The organism is Pseudarthrobacter sp. SL88, assembly GCF_026672455.1.
Lineage (GTDB): Bacteria > Actinomycetota > Actinomycetes > Actinomycetales > Micrococcaceae > Arthrobacter.
On sequence record NZ_JAPPRD010000001.1, the window covers coordinates 3,535,905 to 3,556,145 of the forward strand.

Genomic DNA, 20,241 nt, shown 5'->3' on the forward strand with positions numbered 1-20,241 from the left:
CATACCGGGTGCGGCGGTCCGGGCGTTTAAGGTTGAAGTCGTGGCTAACCCAGCCACAGGCAAGGAGAGTGGGTACGGCATGGAACGCGTCCTGCTGCATGTGCGTGCCCTCCACCGGCTGGAGCCCGCCAACGCGGACCACCTCGCTGCCCTGCGGGTGGCCCTCAGCGTCGCCGTCCCGTCCCTGCTCCTGCTTGCCGCGGGCCGTACGGACCTCATCATCTACGCCGTCTTCGGCGCCCTCACCGGGATGTACGGCCGGTCCGAACCGCACCAGCTGCGGATCCTCCACCAGTTCCAGGCAGCCCTGGTCCTCCTGGGCGGCGTCTCGGTGGGCGTGTTCCTGTCCGTCAACCACATCCACTCGTGGGCGCTGGTGGCCATCGAAGCTGCGCTGGCGGGCGTGGGTTCGCTCTACTCGGACCGCGTGCGGCTCAAGCCCAACGGCCCGTTCTTCGGCATCCTGGCCCTGGGAGCCTGCGCGTCGGTGCCCATGGCGGTCCCCTGGTATACAGCATTGCTGATTGCCGTGGGGTCGGCGGCGTTCGCCATCCTGGTGGGCTTCGCAGGGTGGGTCCGTCAACGGCGGTGGCAGCGCGGGGCCGTCCGCATTCCCGCCGCGTCGCAGCCGCTGGACCGCCGCGCCATGCTGATCCACGCCGCCCGCTACGTGCTGGCCGTCGGTGCCGCCGGAACCGTCGGCGTCCTCACCGGAAGCGGCCACCCGCACTGGGCCATGGCTGCCGCGGCTGTTCCGCTGGCCGGCGCGGACCTCCCCAGCAGCGTCCGCCGCGGGGTCCACCGCATCGTGGGGACGTTCGTGGGGCTGGCCGTGACCGCCGTCGTGATCCTTCCCGCCCCCTGGACGCTGCCCGGGCTGTTCCCCGGGCAGCAGGCCTTGGTCCTGGCGCTGCTGGTGATCCTGTTCCAGTTCACCACCGAGCTGTTCATGACGCGGCACTACGGCCTGGCCATGGTCTCCTTTACCCCGGTGATCCTGCTGATGACCCAGCTCGCGGCACCGGCCGACCCCGGCGTCCTGATCCTGGAGCGCGCCATCGAGACCCTGGTGGGCGCCCTGGTGGGCATCGCCGTTGTGGTTGCCGTCCGCCGGCGGGGTTCACGCTCCCCCGCCCTCCTCCTGGGGCTTGCGCGGCGGCCCCGCCATTAGCCTTGGCGGAGCGATCCGGGCGAGCGCTGCCACCACCTTGTAGCGCTTGGACGGGATCGAAACGGCTTTTCCCTTGGCGTTGTCCGCCAGCCCCTCCCGCACCACGCGCTCGGCCGCCAGCCAGGTCCACTTCGGTGCCACGGACTTGTCCATCCCCATGCGGTCGTGGAATTCAGTGTGCGTAAAACCCGGGCACACCGCTGTCACTTTGATGCCGCGGGTCCGGTAGGCCAGGTTGGCCCAGCGGCTGAAGCTCAGCAGCCACGCCTTGGCGGCCGAATAGGTTCCGCGCGGGAGGAAAGCGGCGATGCTGGCCACGTTGATGATCCTTCCCTCACCACGGTCCAGCATGCCCTTGAGCGCCGCGTGCGAAAGCACAAGGGCGGTTTCTGCGTGCAGCTTCAGGTGCCGCTTCTCCTCCTCCACCGGGTTGTCCTCGAAATTGTGCAGCAGCCCGATGCCCGCGTTGTTGACCAGGATGCCCACCGGCCGCTGCGGATCGGAGAGGCGTTCGACGACGGCGGCCACGGCGGCGTCGTCCGTCAGGTCGGCCGGGAGCACCTCGGCCGTGGTTCCGTAGCGCCGTTCCAGCTCCGCGGCGGCTTCCTCGAGGCGGTTCCTGTTGCGGGCCACCAGCACCAGGTGGCAGCCCTCGGCGGCGAGCTGGCGGGCAAACTCGGCGCCCAGGCCTGCGCTGGCGCCGGTGACCAGGGCAGTGGTCCGTGAAGTGGTCTGCGTCATGCAGCCAGCCTAGCCACCGCTGCCCCGATTTGGCTCCGTCTTTCCCTCGGCTTCGCCTGTGGTTTCACCGGCGAAGCGCGCCAGTGGGTTGGCCAGGCGGCCGGCCATCTGCAGGCTTCCGGACGGATCCGTGAGGTCCAGCATCTGCTGGTTGTTCCGCAGCTGCAGGCGGTTAAGGCAGGACAGCTCAAAGTCCGCAGCGAACAGGTTGTGCCGGGCGAATTGTCCGGCCAGCCCGGGGTGCTGTGCCTGGTAGTCCCGGACGGCGGCGGCGGCGGTACGCCAGAAGGCTTCCTGCGGAAGCGTTCCGTCGTCGTCGAGCAGCGCCCCGAGGAAGCGGAAGATGCAGTCGAAAATGTCGGTGAAGATGGCCAGCACCTTTTCGCCGTCGGGGATGTCCGCCCGGATCCGCGCGACCTCCTCGGGGAGGTCCAGCCGGTCCCCCATCACCACGATCTCTTCGGCGATGTCCTTCATGACGGCACGCACCGGAACACCGTCCTCGAGGACCAGGATGACGTTCTCGCCATGCGGCATGAAGGCCAGCTCGTAGCTGTAGAGGCAGTGCACCAGCGGCACCAGGTACGCCTCGAAGTAGCGGCGCAGCCAGTCCTCGGGGGCCAGGCCGGACCGCTCGATCAGGGCGGAAACCATGGACTTTCCGGCGGAATCCACGTGCAGCAGCGCGGCCATGGTGGTCAGCTGCTGCCCGTCCTCCAGGAGCGGCAGCGGACTTTCCCGCCACAGGGCAGAGAGCATCTTCCGGTACGGCGAACCGCTGGCGGATGCGGCCTCGTAGGTCCTGTTGTGGTAGCCGATGGCGGCGATTTCGCCGATCATGGTGAACCCGCGCTGTTGCAGTGCGGCGTCGCTCCCGATCAGCTTCCGCAGCCAGTCGTTAATGGCCGGCGTGGCCTTCATGTACTGGGGTGAGAGGCCGCGCATGAAGCCCATGTTCAGCACGGACATGGCGGTCTTCACGTAGTTCCGCGACGGCTGGCTGGTGTTGAAGAACGTCCTGATGGACTGCTGGGCCTGGTAGGAATCGGTACCGGTTCCCAGGTAGACAATGCGCTGCCGGGCGATTTCGGCCGCGAAGGTGACCGTGAGCTTGTTCTCCCACTGCCAGGGGTGGACCGGCATGAAGAAGTACTGGTCCGGGTCCAGGCCCTGCAGCAGCAGCTCGCTGGTGAAACTGCCGGCCAGCGGGCCCAGTTCGGCGTCGAGGTGCGCCGCATAGTCCAGGCCGCTGCTGGTGCTGGCCACGGCGTGGCTGCGGTGCACGGCGATCCATTCCAGCAGCACCGGCGCCCCGGTTTCCGGCGCGAACGCCAGGTAGTCGCTGACGCCGAACCCCAGCCGGCCGTTGTTGGCCACGAAGCAGGGGTGGCCCTCGGTCATGCTCCGCTCGATCGCCTGGAAGTCGGCAGCGACGTCCTGACCGCCGGTCACCCCGGCGGCCAGTTCCACGGCGGTCGGCTGGCCGGCCCACTGCTTGTAGGCATGGCTGGCCAGGGTGCTGCTGACCTCCTCCAGGTAGACAGGGAGCATCTGGAGGTTGACGCCGAGCGTCTCATGGAACACCGTGATGAACTCCAGCACGTCCAGCGGCGCTTCGGTGCCGTCCTTGACATGCCGGATGGAATCGGCGCTGATGGACCAGTGCTCCAGCTCCAGGATCCTGGCGGTGAACCGGTACTCGTGGGAGCCATCGGCGCTGGCCAGGCGGTAGGCGTTGGTTTCCGGAGCGCCAGGCACAGGCTCGGGTGTGAGGATCCGTTCGTGCGAGAACTCGGCGAGCGCCTTGCGCAGCAGGTGCCGGTTGGCGGCATCCCACCGGCCCCCTTCGAGGTGTGGCGCTGCTGCTGCGGCCGTGTTGGTGGTGGATTCGAGCTGGACGGTCATAGTGCTGCGGCTCCCTGCAGGTCTTCGGTGCGGTTGGTTTCCATACGGGCGGAAGTTTCCAAGGTGGGAAGGGTTGCGCGGGCGGCCAGATAGTCGGCCCGGGTGCAGAAGCTGAGCAGCGCATCCTTGTCCGGCAGCCCCACAACTCCCGAGGGCCGGAACCCGAAACGTTCGTTAAGGGCGTGGATTTTCGTGTTTCGGGCGTCGGGCTCCACCACGATGCGCTCCACATCGGGCCCGGCGAACAGCCGGGCCAGGACGGCATCCATGACGGCGGTGGTGAAACCCGGCTCCGGAACGCCCGACGGCGGCGCCACCAGCAGGTGCATCCCCGCGTCGCCGGGAAGGACGGGGTAGGCGGCGGCCAGCGGTGAGGACGCCGGAAGGTACTCCTCCATCAGGAAGGCGGGGACGCCGCCGTCGAGTCCCAGGAGGGCGTGGTGGTGGCCGCTCGCCTGGATCTTCGCGTATTCGTCAATAACGCCGGCCTCGGTGGCGGACAGCATTCCCCAGAACGAGGCGTAGGGCTGGGTCACCCAGCTGTGCAGGAGGGGGGCGTCCGCCACCGGGTCCACGCACCGGAAGGTGAACCTCATGCCGGCACCTCCACGGCCACGTTCCCCGCTGCGGGGGCCGGATGCACTTCCGGGACGGAAGGGGGCGCCCCGAACTGTTGGAAGGCGATGCTGCGTTCCACCGGGTACACCTCCCGGCCGGTCATCTCCCGGAGGATGCAGGAGTTGCGGTAGGCGCCCATGCCGAGGTCCGGGGTGACGAACCCGTGGGTGTGCAGTTCGGCGTTCTGGACGAAGATCTCGCCCGGTTCAACGCCGGTGCTGTAGTTCCGGTCCACGGCGAAGCGGCCGGAACCGTCCCGGGCAATCCGGTCCTGCACCCCGGTGAGGAACGCGGGTTCGCGGTAGCCGTAACCGGTGGCCAGCACCACGGCCTCGCTGTCCAGGGTGTAGGAGGTGCCCTGTTCGCCATGCTCCAGGTGCAGCCGGTGGGTTCCGGCGGCCGCGTCCCATTCGGCGGCTGTCAGCGTGGAGTGGGTGAGCAGCTGGGTGTCCACCATGCCGGACAGGCTCCTGGTGTAGAGGAGGTCGTAGATGGCATCGATCAGGTCCGAATTGATGCCCTTGTAGAGGTTCTTCTGTGTTTTGTTCAGGTGGTCGCGCTGCTCGGGCGGGAGGCCGTGGAAGTAGTCCACGTATTCTGGCGAGGTCATCTCCAGGGTCAGCTTGGTGTACTCCAGCGGGAAGAACCGGCCCGAGCGGGTCACCCAGTTCAGCTGGTACCCGCAGGCGTCGGCTTCCTGCAGCAGCTCGTAATAGATTTCGGCGGCGCTTTGGCCGCTGCCCAGGATGGTGATGCTGCGCTGCCGCTGCAGTTCGGCCTTCCGGGCCAGGTACTCGGCGTTGTGGAAGGCCACTCCCCCGTCCCCGGCAGCCGCGGCGGCAAGGATTCCCCCGGCGGCCGCCGGAACGTACGCGGAGGTGCCGGTGCCCAGCACCAGCCGCCGCGCCGACAGCACCTCCGGCCCGTCCGGACCTGACACGGAGAGCCGGTACACGCCGTCGTCGTACGCCACCTCCTGCACGGCCGTGCCGAAACGCACGGAGGGCAACTGCCCCGCCACCCACTGGCAGTACTGGTTGAACTCGGCGCGCAGCGGGTAGAATTTTTCCCTGATGTAGAAGCGGTAGAGCCGGCCCGTCTGCTTCAGGAAGTTCAGGAACGAATAGGGCGAGGTGGGGTCCGCCATGGTCACCAGGTCAGCCATGAAGGGAACCTGCAGGTGCGCGGGTTCGAGCATCATGCCGGGGTGCCAGTCGAAGGAACCGCGCTGTTCGAGGAAGATGCCGTTGAGGCCCTCCACGGGTTCGGCGAGGGCGGCCAGGCCCAGGTTGAAGGGCCCGACGCCGATCGCAGCGAAGTCGAAGATGGTGCCGTTGGCGGGGGTGCTCATGCGGTGGTTTCCTTCTGCAGGAGTCCGGCGCCGGTGCTGCGCAGGAGGGTGATGATGTCCGTGATGTCTTCAAGGGTGGCCTCGGCGTTGAGGAGCGTGAACTTCAGGTAGTGGCGTCCGCCCACCTTGGTGCCTGCCACCACGGCTTTGCCGGAGGCGAAGACGGCCGCCCGGATGGCGGGGTTGAGGGCATCGGCGTCCTCGTCGGAGAGGCGTGCGCCGGACTCGAGTACGGGGCGGTAACGGAACACCAGGGTGCTCAGTTGTGGTGCTGCGGCAAGCTCGAAATCGTCGTCGGCTTCGAGGACCGAACCTACGCGGGCGGCGAGGTCGATGGCCTCGTCGAAGAGCGCGCCGATGGCATCCGCACCCATGATGCGCAGGGTGAGCCAGAGCTTCAGGGCGTCGAAACGGCGGGTGGTCTGGATGCTTTTGTCCACCTGGTTGGGGATGTCCGCCAGGGCGGCGCTCTCCGGGTTCAGGTAGTCGGCGTAGTAGGTGATGTGGCGCAGCATCGCCGCTTCCCGGACCAGCAGGGCGCTGGAACTGACGGGCTGGAAGAAGGTCTTGTGGAAGTCCACGGTGACCGAGTCCGCGAGGCCTGTGCCGTCCAGCAGGTGCCGGTACCGGCCGGAGACCATCAGGCCGCCGCCGTACGCGGCGTCGATGTGGAACCAGGCACTGTAGGCCCGGGCCAGGGCGGCGAGCTCTGCCAGCGGATCCACGGCTCCGAAGTCCGTTGTCCCGGCGGTAGCCACCACAGCCATGGCGGTCAGGCCGGCGTCGTGCGCTTCCGCCATGGCCGTGGCAAGCGCCGCCGGGTCCATCCGGTGGTCCGCGGAGCACGGGACGGTAATGACGGCGTCGAACCCGAGGCCCAGCATGGAGGCGGACTTCTGGACGCTGAAGTGGCTGTCCTCGGACGTGAAGATGCGCAGGGTATCCAGCAGTGCCGGGAGTCGGAGGGATGCCCGGGCGGGGTCCTGGCGGAGGCCTGCCACGGCGTGGTTCCGTGCGATGAGCAGGGCCTGGAGGTTGGACTGGCTGCCGCCGGAGGTGAAGATTCCGTCCGCAGCGCCGCCGAGGTGCAGCCGTTCGGCGGCCCAGTCGACGAGGCGCCGTTCGATCATGGTGGCGCCGGCGCTCTGGTCCCAGGTGTCCAGCGAGGAGTTCACCGCGGACAGGATGGCCTCACCCACCAGCGCCGGGATCACCACGGGGCAATTGAGGTGGGCGGCGTACTTGGGGTCGTGGAAGTAGACGGCGTCGCGCAGGTACACGTCCTCGAGTTCCTGCAGGGCCGCGGCGGTGTCCGGCAAAGGGGTGTCCAGGTCCACGGCTCCCACGCGGTTCCGCATGTCGGCGGGCCCGACGCCGGTGAACGGCTGGGTGGTCCGCTCCAGCTTGGTTGCCACGGTGGTGACGCCCTGCAGCACCTGCGCAACGTACCGGGGTGAGTTCCGGGCATTGAAAAGATGGTTGGTTGCCCCGAGGGCCAGTTCCACACGCGAGCCGAAATCCTGCCCCGGCGGAACCGTGTTGTCCGGGTCCTGGCGGGGCACGTCGTGGCGGGTGGAGTGGTCCACTTGCGTCTCATCGAGTCGGGGCATCAGCGGCACGGGTCTTCCTTCGGTCAGCAATTTGGGGGCGTTGCGTAGGTAAGCCTTACTTAGGATGACCTTTTAATCAAACTTTTGTGCCCTATTTCTCCTTAGCCGCGGAATGGCGGGGTTTTTGGGCTTGCAGCAGGTCACTGACTGGCGCTGGAACGGGCCCATGGTGCACAATTCACGCCCTTCGGATGATGGACGGGTAGCCCGGGGCGGGAATGTCCGGCTTGTCACACCTTTAGTAAGCATGCTTTGCTTATGGGGATAAATGACCTCCGCAAGCAGTTCGCGGCGGGGCTGGAAGAGCAGCCTCGTGAAGAAGCCCAAGGATGAACATCGCATGACCACCGCAACGGAAGACCGGCTGACCGCGTCCGGGGAACGCACAGAGCCAGCCGGCAGCACAGCCCAGCCACTGGATCTGGGACTCCTGGTCACCCTCAATTCGCGCATGCATTGCCGCACGCCGATGCAGCGGATCGATCCGCAGGACCTGCCGGTCCGGCAGCCTGTTTACGTTGACGGAACCGGTGTGCTGCCCGCCGGTCCGGCCTCGGCCGGAACCGTGGCCACCTACCGCTGCGCCTGCGGCTTCACCCTCGACGATCCCGCCTTCAGCGCCACGGTCAGCGACCAGGCCCTGGCAAGCTGACGCCGGAATGCAGGCAGTGCCGTCATTTAGCTGGACCGGTTCGCCTTAGCTGTAACGCTGCAGCTAACCCGGGCCGCTCCCACTAACGTGGCGCCCGATGGCGGCAGCCGAAGAACTGCCGCGTTATCCCTCCGGCCAGTCGACGAACTGTTCGTACCCTTCGTGCTTGCGGAGGTAGCTGGAGATGAAGGGGCAGTGTGGAATGACCCGCTTGCCGGTAGCCACAACGTCGTCCAGGGCGAAGTGCGCCAGCACCTTGCCAAGGCCCCGCCCTTCGAAGTCCTGGCCCGTCTCGGTGTGGGTGAAGTCGATGTGGCCCGGCAGGTCCCGGAAGAAGGACTGCACGGCGAGCCTGCCGCCCACCAGCAGTTCATACCGGTGCTGCGCGTCGTTGCGCCGCAGCGTGACATCGGGGGCGAACCTATCCTCGGTGGACAACGTGTTCTCGGTCATGGTTCGACACTGGCACTACTTCACCCCGCTGGCAATGCCCTTCCGCCCCCTCCTGTGCCCGGCACGCCTGCGCGTACCAGCGGCGTCCGTTTTGCGTCGAGGGACCGGACTCCGCCAAGGCAACGCGCCGAGGATCAGTTGGGTGAGGGCAAATAAGGCGGCTCCGGTTCCCAGCAGGGCAAGGGTGAGGCCGCCCAGTGCAGCATCCGCCACCGGAAGGAAAACCACCACGACGGCGGCCCCCGCCGCGGCGGGCTTGGCACCGGAGCCCGGACTCGCCGTCGGGGTGTCCTCGAGGCGCCCGAAGGCGGCGATGACGGGAAGCAGCAGGAGCAGCAGCGCCAGCAGGACCACGGCGCGTGCCCACCACCATTCGGGCGTTCCGGACTCCGGTTTCGGAACGGGCGCAAGGAGCAGCAGGCCGGACAGCGCCACCAGCAGGGGCAAGTGCCAGAGATACACCGTAAGGGACCGGGCACCCGCGATCCGCAGCGCCCTGCTGAGCCACGGCCACGAAGCCACCCCCTCCAGGACCGGCCGCGCCGCCTCCATCAGGGCCGCCTGGGACACGCCCAGCAGCAGGAGGCACAGGTTGGGCGGGTTGAGGTTCACCAGCATGTTCCCCGTGTAAAGCCCCAAGCCCGTCACAGCACCCAGGAGGACATTCGCGGCGAGGGCCACCGCTGCCAGCCAGGAGCGTGACAGGCCGGCCAGTTTGCCATCGGCGATGAGGAAGCCCACCTGCTGGACGGCGCACCACAGGAACAACAGGTTGATGTTGGCCAGGAGCGGCAGGGTGCCGCGCAGGCAATCGACGGCCACCACCAGCGCAGTGAGCAGGAGGAAAGTCCGCCAGGGGGCACGGGCGTGGAATGCGTCAAGCAGGGGGATGTTCAGCTGCGCCGCGAGGTATGCGGCCAGGAACCACAGCGGCATCCCTGCCCCTGCTGCCATCAGCCCGATGACCTGGGGGTGCACACCGAGGAGCTGGGCGGCCCCGAGCCCCAGGAACATTGCGTCAAGCAGGGCCGTGGCGGGCCTGACCAGCCGCAGCAGGCGTGCACTGATGAACAGGGCAGCCGTGCCGCCGTTTGCCGCAAGCCGCCGCCAGGAATCCAGGCCCGTCATCCCGCCGGTCACGAAGAACACCGGCATGACCATGAAGATCCAGATGACCGGCTCGAACCAGCGCTGCTCGGCGAGGGTGTTCTGCGTGGTCACCGTACCGTCGGCGTGCAGCACGGGGCTGACCATCATGCAGTGTCCCACCACCACCAGGGCCAGGCAGGCGAACCGGACAAGGTCGATCACCGGATCACGGCCCGCCGTGCCCGTCCGGAGGCTTCCGCTCAGGCCGCCGGCGGTACCCACCGTGCACCCCGGAGCGTCCCGGCGCTGTTCACAGGACTATTGTGCGCCCGCCACCTGGGGCGGAGAAGGGTTGAGCGGCCGGGGCAGGAGTTGAAGTGCCCCGCAGTTAAAGTGACACAGCTATAAGGCCGAGGACGACGGCGAGCAGCGGCGTGGCGCCTTGGGTTGCGGCCGCGCGGAGGTACTTGCGGCCGGACAGGGCCAGGACCAGCGCCGCCAGCAGCATTGAGCCGCAGCTGGCGAAGATGAGGGTCCATCCGGCCACGTCCTGCGCCGAGCCGTCCGCACCGAAAGCCACCAGGCCTACGCCAACAAGGGCGCCAACGGCCAGGAACAGGTTATAGAAGCCCTGGTTGTACGCGAGCGGCTTGGTGATCTCCGCGTTTTCCTGGGATTCGATGCTGAAACGCTTCCACGTTGCCGGTTTGGTCCAGGTCAAAGACTCCATCGTGAAGATGAAGACGTGCAGCGCGGCAGCAAGGAACGCGAAAAAGAGGGAGGCCAGGATCATTGCTCGATCCTAGCCTCCCTCCCCTGTGTTCCTTCGCGTCTGGGGCCTAGCGCGTCAGCGTGGCCAGCGTGGCGCCCGCGAACTCTCCGGCGGACCGGTTCCAGTGGCCCAGGAGCGCCTGCAGGTTTTCACCGTCGGCGCGGTGGGCGGGGAGCTGCTCCTGCAGGGTGGCCAGCACCCCGGTGCGCAGCTCGGTGTTGAAGTTGACCTTGCCAACATTCATGGCCGCGGCCTTCACCAGCTCTTCGGCCGGAATACCGGAGGCGCCGTGCAGGACCAGCGGAACGTGGGTCCGTACGGCGATGTCCTGCAGCACGTCCCAGCGCAGCTGCGGGTCACCCTTGTACTTGCCATGGACATTGCCCACGGCAACGGCAAGAAGCTGGGCGCCGGTACGGGCCACAAAGTCTTCCACCTGCGCGGAGTCGGTCAGCCCTGCCACGGCAACGCCGGACTGGTCTGCAGGTTCGTCGGCCGAGAACGCGCGGTCCTCGTCGCCGGCCAGGCCGCCGAGTTCGGCTTCCAGCACCACATCGGGATACCCGTTGGCTGCCAACAGTTCCCGGGCGGCCACCACCAGGGCGATGTTCTCCTCGTAAGGCAAGGACGAACCGTCGGCGAGTACCGAGTCCGCCCCCGCCGCGACGGCGTCGGCCATCACCGCGAGGTCCGTGGCGTGGTCGAGTTGCACCGCGACCGGCACGGAGGCCGCGTCCGCCAGGCCCCGGAGGGCCGAGATCAGGCGGAGCCCGTTGGGGGTGGCGGCCGTCTTGGGTGCCACGAGCAGGATGACGCCGCGGCCGGATTCCTCGGCCGCGCCCACCACAGCCAGCGCGGTGGTGAAGTCGTAGCAGGTGAACGCGGGAACGGCGGAGCCCTGCTGAAGTGCGGAAGTGACCAGGTGGTCGAGTCGGGTGCGCATCAGACGCCCAGGCCTCCCACCAGGATCCAGGCCACGAAGGTCAGGGCGAAGCCGGCCAGGCCCAGGACCGTGGTCAGCACGGTCCAGGTCTTGAGGCCGTCGGAGACGGTGAGGCCGTAGTAGCGCACCACGGTCCAGAAGCCGGCGTCGGTGACATGGGACAGGCCCAGTGCGCCGAAGCCGATGGCGATCACGATGACGGCGATCTGCGCCGGGCTGTAACCGCCCTCCATAACGGCGGAGGTCAGCAGGCCGGTGGTGGTCACGATGGCAACGGTGGCCGAACCCTGGGCGGCACGCAGTGCCAGCGAGATCACGAAGCCGAGTGCGATGACGGGCAGGCCGAGGTGGTCCAGGGTCTGGGACAGCGCCGCGCCGATGCCGGAGGTCCGGAGGACTTCACCGAACACGCCGCCGGCGGCCACCACCATCAGGATCGACGCGATGGGAGGCAGGGCGCCTTCGAAGATTTCGCCGGTTTCCTTCAGCGACCAGTTGCGGCGGACGGCCAGCAGGAAGAAGGAGAGGGCGACTGCCACCAGGAGGGCGAAGAACGGGTTGCCGACGAAGGCGGCCAGGCCGTACCAGGAGTTGTCCTTGGGGATGGTCAGCGTACCCAGGGTGCCGAGGAGGATCTGCACGATGGGGGCGGCGATGAGGAAGATGATCAGGCCGGGACGGGGCGGAGCGATGGCGGAGGCGCCGGGGCCGTCGTGGCCCACCTTGACCAGCGAGTCGGAGCCGAACTCCTCAACCTGGGCCTTGACCGAGGGAAGGAGTTCGTATTCCTTGCGGTTCATGATGCTGGCCACCCAGTAGGACAGGAAGCCGAGGGGAATACAGATGGCCAGCGAGATCAGCGTGATCAGTCCGATGTCCGCGCCGAAGACGCCGGCGCCGGCAACGATGCCGGGGTGCGGCGGGACGGCAACGTGGATGGAGAGCATGATGCCGGCCATGGGCAGGCCGAACTTGACCGGGTGGACCTTGGCGATCTTGGCGAAGGCGTAGACGATCGGCACCAGGACGATGACGCCCACCTCGAAGAACACGGGGATGGCCACGAGGAAGCCGACGGCGGTGAGGGCCACCGCGACCCGCTTGGCGCCAAGCTTCTCGGTGAAGTGTGCGGCCAGCGACTGCACACCGCCGGAGACCTCGATCATCCGGCCCAGCACTGCGCCGAGGGCAATCAGCAGCGCCACCTTGCCCATGGTGCTGCCCACGCCGTTGGCCACAACGGTGAACACATCCTTGAGCGGGATCTGGGAGGCCACGGCCACCAGGATGCTGACGGTCAGCAGGGCCACGAAGGCCTGGATCTTGAAGCGGATGATCATTACCAGCAGCACGGCGATGCCAAGCGCTGCGATGGTCAGCAGCAGCGGAGTGCCGAGCTCAACTGCGGGTTTGATGGCCGGGGCGTCGGCCGCCCGCACCATCAGCGGGCTAATGAGGTGGTTCACGATGGGTGTCTCCTTTGACGTGCCAGTCTTCCAGAAGACGGGCAATAAGGCGCCGGTTGTTTCTAGGGGGAGTAACGCGAGAGGTACGACGGCGGCGGAGGGGGGACCGCCGCCGTCGTACGTATTGGGGAGGGTGCTGCCGGTTGGTGCTTAGTTCGTGCGCTTGGCGGGGGCTACCACCTTGATGACCGCGGAGTCATCGGCGGCGGCGAGGCCCTGCGCCTGGCCCAGCAGGTAGAGCTGCTCCGCGGCGGCGGCAACCGGGGCTGCCAGGCCGGCGGCGCGGGTGGCCTTGCCCACGATGCCCATGTCCTTGACGAAGATGTCCAGGCGGGAGAGGACCTCGGCGCCTTCCTCGTTATAGGCCTCAAGGATGCGCGGGCCGCGGTTCGAGAGCATGAAGGACCCTGCAGCGCCGGCTTCGAGGGCGGCGAGGGTCTTGGCCTGGTCGAGGCCGAGCGCGTCCGCCAGGGCCAGGGCCTCGGCGGCGGCCGCGATGTGGACGCCGCAGAGGAGCTGGTTGACGGTCTTCAGGGCCTGGCCGTCGCCGGGCTTGTCGCCCACCACGGTCAGGGTGGAGGCCAGCAGTTCCAGCGCGGGAGCCGCCTTTTCGCGTGCTTCGGGGGAAGCGCCGACGACGATCAGCAGGTCGCCTTCGCCGGCACGCTTGGGTCCGCCGGAGAGCGGCGCGTCAACGAGCTCGACGCCGAACGCAGCCAGCTTTTCGACGGTGGCCGGGATGGCTTCGGTTCCGACGGTGCTGCCGAGGATCACGACGGCGCCCGGGTCCAGGACGGAGGCCACGCCGTTCTCGCCGAAGAGGACGTCGTTGAGCTGCTCGCCGTTGCGGACGGCGAGGAGTACCGCGTCGGCACCCTTGGCTGCCTCGCGGGCGGTGCCGAAGGTGGCGATGCCGGCTTCTTCAGCGAGCTTCAGGCGCGGTTCGGCGATGTCGAAGCCGTGCACGGTCAGCTGCGAGGCGAGGCGGGTGGCCATGGGCAGGCCCATGGCGCCAAGGCCCAGGACGGTGACGGTGTAGTTGCTGGTCATGGTGTTTCTCCGTTGAATTTTTGCGGGGCTGGTGGGGAACCGGTGGTGGGCCCACGCCGGCGAGGGCTGGGAGCCGGTGGGTGGGCCCACGCCGGCGAGGGACCCGGCCCGAGCTTGCGAGGGCTGGGAGCCGGTGGGTGGGCCCACGCCGGCGAGGGACCCGGCCCGAGCTTGCGAGGGCTGGGAGCCGGTGGGTGGGCCCACGCCGGCGAGGGACCCGGCCCGAGCTTGCGAGGGCTGGGAGCCGGTGGGTGGGCCCACGCCGGCGAGGGACCCGGCCCGAGCTTGCGAGGGCTGGGAGCCGGTGGGGACTAGAAGGTGTTGCTGAGCTTGCGGGTGACCTGGGCCAGGGAGTCGTCGTCGCCCACGTTGCCGGCGAAGACGATGTACGGGATGCCCTTGGCCGGCCCGTCCACAGGTTCCCAGAGGGAGACGATGCCCGGCAGCATGGGGCCGCGGACAATGCCGTGGCGGATTTCCAGGCCGTGGGCTGCGACGTCCGAGGAGGTGATGCCGCCCTTGGCGATGACGAACCGCGGCGGGAAGGTCTTCAGGGTGCGGTTGACCACGGCGACGACGGCGGCGGACACGGTGCGTGCGATCCGCAGGCTTTCGGCGGCGTCGTCGGTCTTGATTAGGAGCCGGCTGGTGTGCACGATGACGTCACCGCCGCGGAGGGCCTCGACCACGGCGTCCACTGTGGCGTCCAGGTGCGCGGCCGCCTGCGCCGGATCGGCGAGGAGTTTCTCGACGTCGATCTCGATGGTGCTTGCGGAGCTGTGTTCGGCCGTGAGGACGTTCAGTTGGCGGGTGGTGACGCCCACGTGCGAGCCCACCACGATCAGGCCGCCGGCGGTTGAGGGCGTATTGCCTTCGTAAGCTTCCTCAGCGGTCAGGGCGGTGCGGACTTCCTGGCCGATGCGGCCGCGGACGAACGGCGGGCCGACGCGGTAGAGGAGGTTCTTGCCGCGGCGCTCGGCTTCTTCCAGGCCGAGTGCCAGTGCGCGGAAGTCGTTCTCGGTGACGATGTCCGCCACGATCGGGGTGGAGTTGGTGGCCCCCTCGATGGCGTCGGCGATGGCCTTGGCGGAGATGGCGGGGTCCTGGGCGGCGGAGCCGGCGCGGATAATGTCCAGGTCCAGGACGATCACGGAGTCAGCGGTGAACCGGCCCTTGGACTTTTCCTCCACATATTCCGCCATGACGGAGGTGGCGAAGCCGAAGCTGGCGTCCTTGGCGAATTCGGTTTCGGAGACCGGGACCAGTGTGCCGGCGGTTTCGCCCGTGCCGCGCATGTAGTGCACGCCGCCGATGGTGACGCGGCCGGCGTCGGGGAAGGCGGGGACCAGCACGACGCCGTCGGTGGTTTCACCGCTCACCTCGCTGACCGTGGCGGCGATGACGTCCGGCTCCAGCGGGTAGTGGCCGCGGAGGGTGGAGTCGCTGCGGCTGACGAACCCCAGCCGCAGTCCTGCATTTGAGCTGGAACCGGCGGCGGTGAGGGCGTTGCGGACCACTTCCTCGTTACGGGCGGCGGCTTCGGCAGGGTCCAGGCTGCGGGTGTTGGTCAGGACGTAGACCGCCGGCTTGGACTGGCTGAAGGCCCAGGCGAAATCCTCGACGTCCCACTGGGTGAGCACGGGCAGGTCTGCCACGGACTGCGTTCCGGTGGGGTCGTCGTCGAGCACTACCAGGACGCGGGGAGTCTCCGCGTTGGAAGCGGCCAGGGTGCTGGCCACCAGGGCTGCGGGGATGAGGAAGTCCGCGGGATAGGCGGCCAGGACGTCTGCTTCAAGCGTCACAGTGCACTCCGTTGTGTTGCGATCCGGGGGCCGGATCAAGGTGTAAATGAATCTGTAAGATGTCTGACATCTTGCATTTGAATGCTAGTGTGGCACACGACATAAAAGACGCGCAAGTAGACTTGTCAGACATATCCGCCGGGTAGACGCCCACGGCAGGAATCGGGGGAACCATGGCAAGGAAATCGTTGGTTGGCGTTGTGGCCGACGAACTGCTGGACCGCATCATCGACGGCGAATTTCCGCCCGGATCAACCGTCCCCGGCGAGCACGAACTGAGCGCCCGCCACGAGGTCAGCCGGATGACGGTCCGCGAAGCCATGAAGACGCTGCAGGCGCAGCAGATCCTCAGCGTTGAGCGTGGCCGGGGCACCTTTGTGAACCCGCTGAACCGGTGGACCTCACTTGAAGCCGTGCTCCGCGCGGCATCGGAGGGCAAGAACGAAGCCGAAGCTTCCGTACAGCTCATCGAACTCCGGCGCATGCTGGAAACCGGAGCCTGCGAGCTGGCTGCAGGCCGGATCTCCGAGGCGGATACCGAATCCCTGTTCGCCTACATTGCGGCGATGAAGGCCGCCCACGCCGTCAACGACGTCACGTCCTTCGTAGAAGCCGACCTCGCCTTCCACGACGTCATCCTGCGCGCTTCCGGCAACGTGTTCGTCTCCGTATTGTTTGAACCGCTGCACCGCGTCCTGGAAAAGCGCCGGGCCGAAACGTCTGCCGTTCCGGCCATCCAGGAGCACGCCATCGGCCACCACCAGAACATCGCAGAGGCCCTGCAGTCAGGCGACGCCACCCGCTCCCGGCTGGCCATGGACGCCCACATGCAGCAGACGCTGGACGACCTGAAGAACCTGGTGCTCCCCGCCAAATAGCCGTCCCCTCGGGGGGAATGCACGGCCGGGCGAGACTAAATTTCCGCCGGGGCTAGCTTGCCGGCGGGGCCGTAGTTCCACGGACCACCAGTTCGGTGGCCACTTCCAAAGCTGCGGGCACCGCGCCCTGGCTGTCCTGCTGCTCGATGAGCATGCCCACGGCCATGGTGGCCAGCTGGGCCAGCGGCTGCCGGACGGTGGTGAGCGGCGGCGAGGTCAGCGCGGCCTGGGCGATGTCGTCAAACCCCACGATGCTGAGGTCTTCGGGGACCTGCAGCGAGCGCTGCGCGGCGGCATTCATCACGCCCAGTGCCTGCAGGTCGCTGCCGGTGAAGATGGCCGTGGGCCGCTCGGCCAGGTCCAGGAGGTCGGCACCCAGGCGCATGCCGGACTCGATGCTGAAATCGCCGTCCCGGACAAGCTCCGGCAGGACCGGCAGGCCGGCCTCGTGCAGGGCGGCCGCGTATGCCGCGTACCGCGCCCGGCCGTGCCCAGGGCTGTGCTTGCGCCCGGTGATGATCCCGATCCGGCGGTGCCCCTGGGTCAGGAGATGGCCGACGGCGGCGAGCGCCCCGGAGAACGACGCCGGGCTGACGCTGGGGATATCCAGGCCTTCGGTCCCCTCGGGATCGATGGCGACGGCCGGGATCTTCAGCGACCGCACCAGGGTAACCAGGCGTGAGCCGCTGCGCGGCGCCAGCAGCATGACCCCGTCCAGGCGGTTCGCCGAGGGCTCACGCAGCTTCCGCCAACGGTCTGCAGTGACATGTTCGGCCCGGACATACGCCACCGCATATCCCAGCCGGTCGGCCGCGGCCTCCACGCCTTCCATAGTGGCCAGGACCCACGGCGAATCGAAGTTGTTGACCACCAGCTGCAGCATCCCGGGCTGGGCCGCGGCGGCGTTCCGCTTGGAATAGTCCAGCTCATCCAGGGCCTGCTGCACTTTGGCGCGCGTGGCATCCGAGACGTGGGTGCGGCCGTTAAGCACCTTGGAGACGGTGGGTACGGATACCCCTGCGGCGGCCGCAACGTCTGCGATCTTGGGACGCGGGGTGGCGGTCAACGGGGCAGTCCTTGGGGTCATGTGGTTGCGGCGGCGAGCTGCGGGGCAGTAGCCCGGCGAACGGGCGCCGTGTCCACGCGCACGGGTCCCACGATAACACTGCCGCCTTCCTGCGATCCCAGCGGCGAAGTGGCAAAAATCCCCAGTTCCGCGCCGATCCACTTCCCCTGCACGACGCCGAAGTTCCAGCCCTGGACCTCCCACGGCTCCCCGGGGCCAAGGCGCCAGGCAAAGGTGGACCGGGGCGTCCCGTCGGTGCGGATCTGCAGCTCCACCCGGGAAGCCGGGAGGGAGATGCTGCGGCTGGGTGCCTGCTCCGACGGGCCCTCTCCCCCGGTCCCGCTTCCCAGGACGAATCCGTCGGCGGTCCGGACGATGCCGAGCCAGGCGTATTCCTGCCCCAGCACCACTACGCCGGCGCGGGTGCCCACCGGGACATCCTGCAGTTCCAGCGAGGTGGTGAAGGTGGACGGCGTTCCTGGAAGGACCTGCGCCAGGACGTTGGGCAGCTCCCGGAGGTTGACCGGATCGTTGGCCTGCGGCCGGAGGATGAGCCGGCCACCACCGGGCTGGAACGACCAGGAGTGCCGGGGGTTGGCCTGCCAGTGCCATTGCGGGCCCAGCCACGGTGAGGCGAAGTCGTCACTGGCCGGGGGTGCCACGTCCTGCGGCGAAGTACCCCTCGGGTAGGAGTGGCTGGCGACGGGGGTTCCCGGGCCGCCGTCGGGCGCCTGCTTCCCCATCCAGGGCCAGCCGTCCTCGGTCCAACCCATGGGTTGGAGATGGACCACGCGTCCGTAGGGTCCGCGGTCCTGGAAGTGCAGGAACCAGTCCTCCCCCCGCGGCGATGTCACCCAGGCGCCCTGGTGTGGCCCGTTCACCGGACTGTTCCCCTGTTCGAGGACCCGGCGCTCCTCGTAGGGGCCGAACGGCGACCTCGAACGGAAGACGGACTGCCAGCCGGTAGCCACGCCGCCGGCAGGTGCGAAGATCCAGTACCAGCCATCCCGCTTGTAGAACTTGGGCCCCTCCAGCGTGGTGTAGCCGGGCAGGTCGCCTCCGTCGATGACGGTGGTTCCGTGGTCCAGCAACTTTCCGGCGTCGGCGCTCATGCGGTGCACTGTGAGGCGGTTCTTGATCCCGATCCGGCTCTTTGCCCATCCGTGAACCAGGTAGGCCTGGCCGTCGTCGTCCCACAGCGGGCACGGATCGATGAGCCCGCGGCCTGCGTACAGGAGGTGCGGCGCTGTCCACGGCCCCTCAGCTTTTTCGGCGCTCAGCACGAAGATGCCGTGGTCCGGATCCGGGTAGAAAATCCAGAACCGTCCGTCGTGGTACCGCAGCGCGGGCGCCCAGACGCCGCCACCGTGGCGGACCAGGGAGAAGTGGCTGCCCTGCGGAAGCTGCAGCAGGGCGTGGCCGGCATGCTCCCAGTCCACGAGGTTACGGGACTTGAGGATGGGCAACCCGGGAACGCGGTTGAAGCTGGACGCAACCATGTAATAGGTGCCGCGGACCTGGACGGCATCGGGGTCCGGCCAGTCGGCATTGAGGATGGGATTGGCGTACACGGGGACGGAGTTGCGCGAGGTCATGATGTCCTGTCGGGATGGCTGGGCGTGCGTACGGCGGGATGATGCTCAAGAAGGTGGAGCGCCTGGTCCGGTGATGCCACCGGACCGTCGTGGATAACGGCGTGCAGCGACTGCTCCAGCGGATGTGCGGCGTCGGCCACCGCTTTTTTGGACCAGGCGACGGCGGGGCCTACGCCCAGATAGCCCTCCGAGCGGATGAACCAGGGGCGGACGGGATTGTCCTGGGCGAGCACCACCGTGACGGGTGCGCCGCCGGTGACGGTGCTGATGGCAAGCCAGGGCGAGCGGGATCCGTGTGCCGCATCTGCGCCCGCACCGGCAGCGGAAAAGACGCGGGTTCCGGAGCAGTCCGCGGGGAAGCGCCAGAAGATGCCGCCGTATCCGGCGCCGCTGCGGCCCTTGACGGCCGACGACGACACCTCCAGGGCGGGAACGTCGCCTGCCGGGACCATTACCGACGTCAGGGACAGGCTCCAGGTTCCCGGGGCCGGGTGCGCGAAAACCTCCATCGAGCGGCGTTCCTCTGCCAGGAGGGTTCCGTGCCTGGACGTCCACAGCACGGTTCCGGCGGCACGGCCGGCATCATCGCTCCAGCCGTCCAGGGCCTGGTTGCCGTGGTTGGACAGGACCACGGGTCCGCGGTCCTGCGTGTAGGTGGACCCGCCCCAGAAGTTGGTGCCGTTCAGGTCCGAAAAGGCCACAGACAACCCCAGATGGTGGATGTGGTCAACCGGCGCGACTTCCGTCAGCACGGTTCCGGCCAGGGAGCGCACCGGGTGGAAGTAAGGCCTCGGTGCACTGGCCGGCGCAACGCCTGAGCCGGGATCCAAGGTCAAGAGCCGGGCGGGCTCAAGGACGGGGGTGGGCAACGGCGCCTCCTTCCGGTGGGAAATGCATCGCATCCATAGCGATGGAGAACAGCATAGGCAGACAGAAAAGAATCAGCAATAGTCTCGGAAACTTTCTGCTCTCAAATCTGCATCGGTTTTGAAAAAAGTGTTGACAGTCACAACTGCCACTTGCTAGAAATCGTTTACTCACTTCTTTCGTATCCCTGCTCAGGGCTTGATTTAGACTCC

Annotated in this window: 18 protein-coding genes; 3 read left to right on the forward strand and 15 right to left on the reverse strand. The window is 67.9% G+C overall.

Translation table 11 applies throughout. From position 1 onward, the window contains the following. The first annotated feature begins 79 nt into the window (after positions 1–79). The gene (locus tag OVA06_RS15995) at positions 80–1,171 is read left to right on the forward strand and encodes an FUSC family protein (RefSeq protein ID WP_056082451.1); all 1,092 of its coding nucleotides are present in this window, start codon (positions 80–82) and stop codon (positions 1,169–1,171) included. On the opposite strand, the gene OVA06_RS16000 is transcribed toward OVA06_RS15995, so the two are convergent. Genes OVA06_RS16000 through OVA06_RS16020 form a run of 5 tightly spaced genes read right to left on the reverse strand, consistent with a single transcriptional unit; the run spans position 1,121 to position 7,405 of the window. Beyond that, complete coding sequence (locus OVA06_RS16000) at positions 1,121–1,912, reverse strand: SDR family NAD(P)-dependent oxidoreductase (RefSeq protein WP_268159644.1); 792 nt, start codon at positions 1,910–1,912, stop codon at positions 1,121–1,123. The genes OVA06_RS15995 and OVA06_RS16000 overlap by 51 nt on opposite strands. Before the next feature lie 9 nt (positions 1,913–1,921). Further along, the gene (locus tag OVA06_RS16005) at positions 1,922–3,817 is read right to left on the reverse strand and encodes an IucA/IucC family protein (protein WP_268159646.1); all 1,896 of its coding nucleotides are present in this window, start codon (positions 3,815–3,817) and stop codon (positions 1,922–1,924) included. Continuing rightward, on the reverse strand, positions 3,814–4,413 hold the full coding sequence (locus tag OVA06_RS16010; protein WP_056082460.1) for a GNAT family N-acetyltransferase: 600 nt from the start codon (positions 4,411–4,413) through the stop codon (positions 3,814–3,816). The genes OVA06_RS16005 and OVA06_RS16010 overlap by 4 nt, the downstream gene beginning before the upstream one ends. Then, complete coding sequence (locus OVA06_RS16015; RefSeq protein WP_268159648.1) at positions 4,410–5,786, reverse strand: lysine N(6)-hydroxylase/L-ornithine N(5)-oxygenase family protein; 1,377 nt, start codon at positions 5,784–5,786, stop codon at positions 4,410–4,412. The genes OVA06_RS16010 and OVA06_RS16015 overlap by 4 nt, the downstream gene beginning before the upstream one ends. After that, on the reverse strand, positions 5,783–7,405 hold the full coding sequence (locus tag OVA06_RS16020; RefSeq protein ID WP_268159650.1) for a pyridoxal phosphate-dependent decarboxylase family protein: 1,623 nt from the start codon (positions 7,403–7,405) through the stop codon (positions 5,783–5,785). The genes OVA06_RS16015 and OVA06_RS16020 overlap by 4 nt, the downstream gene beginning before the upstream one ends. 331 nt (positions 7,406–7,736) lie before the next feature. Between OVA06_RS16020 and OVA06_RS16025 the strand changes: the two genes are divergently transcribed. After that, a complete protein-coding gene (locus OVA06_RS16025) occupies positions 7,737–8,048 on the forward strand; it encodes a hypothetical protein (protein ID WP_268159652.1) in 312 nt (103 codons plus the stop codon). A 123-nt stretch (positions 8,049–8,171) separates the two neighbouring features. Here the strand turns inward: OVA06_RS16025 and OVA06_RS16030 are convergent, their stop codons facing one another. The 7 genes from OVA06_RS16030 to OVA06_RS16060 all read right to left on the reverse strand — a co-directional run bounded on the left by OVA06_RS16030 (position 8,172) and on the right by OVA06_RS16060 (position 15,623). Next, positions 8,172–8,501, reverse strand: coding sequence for a GNAT family N-acetyltransferase (locus OVA06_RS16030; RefSeq protein WP_056082469.1), 330 nt, complete (start codon positions 8,499–8,501; stop codon positions 8,172–8,174). 15 nt (positions 8,502–8,516) lie between these two features. Continuing rightward, complete coding sequence (locus OVA06_RS16035; RefSeq protein ID WP_268159655.1) at positions 8,517–9,872, reverse strand: acyltransferase family protein; 1,356 nt, start codon at positions 9,870–9,872, stop codon at positions 8,517–8,519. A 106-nt stretch (positions 9,873–9,978) separates the two neighbouring features. Next, positions 9,979–10,383, reverse strand: coding sequence for a DUF1304 domain-containing protein (locus tag OVA06_RS16040; protein ID WP_056082476.1), 405 nt, complete (start codon positions 10,381–10,383; stop codon positions 9,979–9,981). 46 nt (positions 10,384–10,429) lie between these two features. Next, positions 10,430–11,305 carry a class II fructose-bisphosphate aldolase gene (locus OVA06_RS16045; protein ID WP_268159658.1) on the reverse strand — a complete coding sequence of 292 codons (876 nt, stop codon included), beginning with the start codon at positions 11,303–11,305 and terminating at the stop codon, positions 10,430–10,432. Continuing rightward, the gene (locus tag OVA06_RS16050) at positions 11,305–12,771 is read right to left on the reverse strand and encodes a GntP family transporter (protein WP_268159660.1); all 1,467 of its coding nucleotides are present in this window, start codon (positions 12,769–12,771) and stop codon (positions 11,305–11,307) included. The genes OVA06_RS16045 and OVA06_RS16050 overlap by 1 nt, the downstream gene beginning before the upstream one ends. Before the next feature lie 150 nt (positions 12,772–12,921). Continuing rightward, entirely contained in the window at positions 12,922–13,821 is a 900-nt protein-coding gene (locus OVA06_RS16055) for an NAD(P)-dependent oxidoreductase (protein ID WP_261618664.1), read from the reverse strand. A 311-nt stretch (positions 13,822–14,132) separates the two neighbouring features. After that, positions 14,133–15,623 (reverse strand): four-carbon acid sugar kinase family protein, encoded by a 1,491-nt coding sequence (locus OVA06_RS16060; RefSeq protein ID WP_268159663.1) that lies wholly within the window; start codon positions 15,621–15,623, stop codon positions 14,133–14,135. A 173-nt stretch (positions 15,624–15,796) separates the two neighbouring features. On the opposite strand from OVA06_RS16060, the gene OVA06_RS16065 reads away from it, so the two are divergent. Continuing rightward, positions 15,797–16,501: a FadR/GntR family transcriptional regulator gene (locus tag OVA06_RS16065; protein WP_056082490.1), complete on the forward strand. Its 705-nt coding sequence runs from the start codon at positions 15,797–15,799 to the stop codon at positions 16,499–16,501. A gap of 52 nt (positions 16,502–16,553) precedes the next feature. Here OVA06_RS16065 and OVA06_RS16070 read toward each other — a convergent pair whose 3' ends face one another. Genes OVA06_RS16070 through OVA06_RS16080 form a run of 3 tightly spaced genes read right to left on the reverse strand, consistent with a single transcriptional unit; the run spans position 16,554 to position 20,031 of the window. Next, complete coding sequence (locus OVA06_RS16070; RefSeq protein ID WP_268159665.1) at positions 16,554–17,567, reverse strand: LacI family DNA-binding transcriptional regulator; 1,014 nt, start codon at positions 17,565–17,567, stop codon at positions 16,554–16,556. A 17-nt stretch (positions 17,568–17,584) separates the two neighbouring features. Further along, positions 17,585–19,162: a glycoside hydrolase family 43 protein gene (locus OVA06_RS16075; protein ID WP_268159667.1), complete on the reverse strand. Its 1,578-nt coding sequence runs from the start codon at positions 19,160–19,162 to the stop codon at positions 17,585–17,587. Beyond that, a complete protein-coding gene (locus OVA06_RS16080) occupies positions 19,159–20,031 on the reverse strand; it encodes a DUF6807 family protein (protein ID WP_268159669.1) in 873 nt (290 codons plus the stop codon). Before OVA06_RS16080 ends, OVA06_RS16075 begins: the two co-directional genes overlap by 4 nt. Between the last annotated feature and the right edge of the window lie 210 nt (positions 20,032–20,241).